This window comes from Pedobacter sp. 01T416_2, from assembly GCF_056398925.1.
Genome location: NZ_JBFTQI010000722.1, coordinates 1 through 2,980, shown reverse-complemented (window position 1 = coordinate 2,980; position 2,980 = coordinate 1). Strand labels below are relative to the sequence as shown.

Sequence of the window (2,980 nt, the reverse complement as noted above, 5' to 3'; positions counted from 1 at the left end):
GGATAATTAAGCAAACACTCATCTACATCATTCACCCATAGGTTGATGTTATAAGGTTTATCTGTTTTTGTTCTAACAATTTTATCGGTTTCTATAATTTCTTCAGGACTTAAGGTATATGCGCCGAAGCTGCCCAAACCACCAGCGTTTGATACGGCTGCTAAAAGCTCAGGTGTTGAAAATCCACCTGCCATTGGGCCTAATAAAATCGGATATTCGATTTTTAAAAGTTCGGTTATTTTAGTTCTATTCCACATCCTAATAAATTTTTACGTTGGTTAGAAGTTTATTCACAATCACCCACCCGCTATCGGTTAGATTTAACGACAAAAGATCGTAATAATTAAAATCAAAAATAGGCAGATGAACTTTCGCAATTGCAATAGAATTGATAATTTCTATCGACAATATTTCCATGTGGAATGTTTCATTGAGCTCCTGCGGACTTTTGCGCTTACTTACCCCTTCTAAATATTCATCCAGTGTTTTAAAATATGGAAGGCCATTTACATCACCGGCCAATATAGACTGGGGGTGAAATATTTTTCTGAGCAATGCTGTGTCTCCATTAAAAACTCCCTTAAAATAAGATGACAGTACCTCTGCTATTGCATTTGCGTTTTCAGTGTAATTGTTCATGGTTTTAATTTTTAAGGTATGCCCGGGGTTAAGTATTCCCTTTGCATACCTGGTTCTTGTTTTAATTTTTATCCTTAGCCAATGTGATGCCCTGCTACATGGCCTCCGTCTAAATTGATGATTTCGCCCGTTACAAAATTACTTTCTGCCAGGTACAGGGCGAGTTGAGCTACATCTTCTGTTTCGCCAATACGGTTTAATAAATGTAAACCTGCAAACGCATCTGCATCACTAATGCCATTTTTGGCCTGTAACGGACTTCTAATAATCCCAGGAGCGATGCCATTTACCCGGATGTTGTTTTTGCCGAACTCTGCAGCCAATTGTTTGGTTAAAGCATGGATGCCACCTTTACTTGAAATGGGTGCTGTAGCAGGAAAACCTCCAATGGCATGATCTACCAATACAGTTCCGATGTTAATAATAGCACCACCATCTTGTTTCAACATCTGCGTGATGGCTGCCTGAGTAGTGAAAAATGTGCCTTTTAAATTGATGTTCAAAAATTTGTCCAGGTACGCTTCATCTACCTCTAAAAAAGGTTTTGGTTCAAAAATACCGGCATTATTTACCAGCACATCTACGGCACCAAAACGCGCTATGGCAGTTTCTACCAATCGTTTACCTGTGTTTATATTGCTGATATCGCCAGCTACCATCGCCAATTGGTGGTGCGATCCTAATTCGTTGAAAGCAGTAATTAAATYGTTCTCATTTGCAGCGTTGATCACCACATTGTGACCCTGTTTCAAAAATAAACCTGCAATGGCGCGACCAATGCCTGTTGATGCGCCTGTTATAATTACGGTTAGTGTTTTCATGTTTTTGATGATTATTTATTGTTTGCTGTTATCCCTTTTTCGCGCAATACCGATACCTGCTCGCCTGCATAGCCCCAATCATCCAATTCGATCTCTTGAATTACTACATGGGTAAGCTTTGGATCTTTATCCAATACTTCGGTAATCAATTTGGTTATTCCACTAATTAAAGTCTGTTTTTGTTCGCGGGTAACACCTTCGCGGGTTACTTCTATTTTTACGTATGGCATGGCTGTTCGATTAAATAGTTAATGATGCTGTTAATTTTACATCAAGTTCAAATTCATTGTAAATCAGGTTATCGCCAAGGTTGGTGAAAAAGTTACCTGATCTGAATTTCATGTTGTACTTGTTACGGTCGATAAAGATTTTACCAGAAGCTGTTAAGGTATTGCCATTAACCACAACATCTGCTGCAAAAATTACAGCATGTGTAATGCTTTTAATGGTTAAATCACCAGTAATTACTGTATTATCTTCATTGGTTTGATCAACAGCTGTAATGACAAATGTGGCCTCTGGGAACTGATCGGTTGCAAAAAAATCTTCAGAGAATAAATGTCCCGCGAATTGCGCATTGGTTGCAGGGTCAGTAACATCCAATATTACGATAGACGTGGTATCGATAATAAAGCTCCCGTTGCTGAGTTTACCATCGTTTAAGCTTAGTGAACCCGATTTAATCGTGATGGTTCCATTGTGTGCACCGGTAACTTTTTTACCAGTCCAGTTGATGTTGCTTTGAGCGCTTACAATTTCAAATTTTGTAGTTTCCATTTCTTTGTTTTATCAATCGTTAGTGATTTGACAACACAAAGTAAAGGAGGATTTTTACAGGGCTTAGGTGATGTACATCACATTCTGCAAACGTTATTTTTGTGCGTTGTAAAGTCTGCTCAGGGTTTCTCTGGAAACACCCAAATAGGCTGCGATTAAATGTTTAGGCACGAGATTATAGAGTTGAGGATACATGGCCAAAAGTTCCTCGTAGCGGGCTTTGGTATCGTTATTCATAAAAGATAACAGCCTTTTCTGCGAAGCCAGATAGCCCCTGTTTGTTCTCCAACGGAAAAAATGTTCAGCCTGATGAATTTCGCTGCAGATTTTTTCGCGGTCATCGTTAGAAAGACATAATACTTCTGCATCGCTAATACAATCTACGCTTATGGTTGCACGGGTATGGTTGTATAGGGCGCCATAATCTGAAGTCCACCAGGTAGGCATCGCAAACTGCAGGATATACATTTTGATTTCATCGTTGATAAAAAAAGCTTTTAAACAACCCGAGATCACAAAATATTCGTGATCTACCTTGTCTCCCTCGCTAATGATGGCCTRCCCTTTTTTAAAAGACTTTAACTTGAAATGGGAAAATAAATAATCGAACTCTTTGTCGGTTAAAGTAGCGGTTTTTAAAATATGCGCTTTTAGTGTTTCTTTAGGATCCATAGCTTGAAATAAAGGTAAGAATTATTGGGGTTAGTCGGAAGTTGAGGAGTCAGTAGTCCGAAGTCTGGAGT

General features: G+C 38.9%; 6 protein-coding genes. All 6 read right to left on the bottom strand.

The window, feature by feature from the left end; all coding sequences use genetic code 11:
- On the bottom strand, window positions 1–257 hold a 257-nt coding region (locus AC1DPQ_RS23065), incomplete at its 3' end, for a nitronate monooxygenase (protein ID WP_477610999.1).
- Window position 258: 1 nt separating this feature from the next.
- Entirely contained in the window at window positions 259–639 is a 381-nt protein-coding gene (locus tag AC1DPQ_RS23060) for a nuclear transport factor 2 family protein (RefSeq protein ID WP_477585669.1), read from the bottom strand.
- 74 nt (window positions 640–713) lie between these two features.
- Window positions 714–1,460 carry an SDR family NAD(P)-dependent oxidoreductase gene (locus tag AC1DPQ_RS23055; RefSeq protein ID WP_477610998.1) on the bottom strand — a complete coding sequence of 249 codons (747 nt, stop codon included), beginning with the start codon at window positions 1,458–1,460 and terminating at the stop codon, window positions 714–716.
- Between the two features lie 11 nt (window positions 1,461–1,471).
- Window positions 1,472–1,690 carry a tautomerase family protein gene (locus AC1DPQ_RS23050; protein WP_131531439.1) on the bottom strand — a complete coding sequence of 73 codons (219 nt, stop codon included), beginning with the start codon at window positions 1,688–1,690 and terminating at the stop codon, window positions 1,472–1,474.
- Between the two features lie 10 nt (window positions 1,691–1,700).
- A complete protein-coding gene (locus AC1DPQ_RS23045; RefSeq protein WP_477610997.1) occupies window positions 1,701–2,237 on the bottom strand; it encodes a YceI family protein in 537 nt (178 codons plus the stop codon).
- Between the two features lie 93 nt (window positions 2,238–2,330).
- Window positions 2,331–2,909, bottom strand: coding sequence for a Crp/Fnr family transcriptional regulator (locus AC1DPQ_RS23040; protein WP_477610996.1), 579 nt, complete (start codon window positions 2,907–2,909; stop codon window positions 2,331–2,333).
- Between the last annotated feature and the right edge of the window lie 71 nt (window positions 2,910–2,980).

Coding starts and splice junctions, on each gene's coding strand:
- AC1DPQ_RS23060 (WP_477585669.1), bottom strand. CDS start 639: ATGAACAATTACACTGAAAACGCAAATGCAATAGCAGAGGTACTGTCA.
- AC1DPQ_RS23050 (WP_131531439.1), bottom strand. CDS start 1,690: ATGCCATACGTAAAAATAGAAGTAACCCGCGAAGGTGTTACCCGCGAA.
- AC1DPQ_RS23045 (WP_477610997.1), bottom strand. CDS start 2,237: ATGGAAACTACAAAATTTGAAATTGTAAGCGCTCAAAGCAACATCAAC.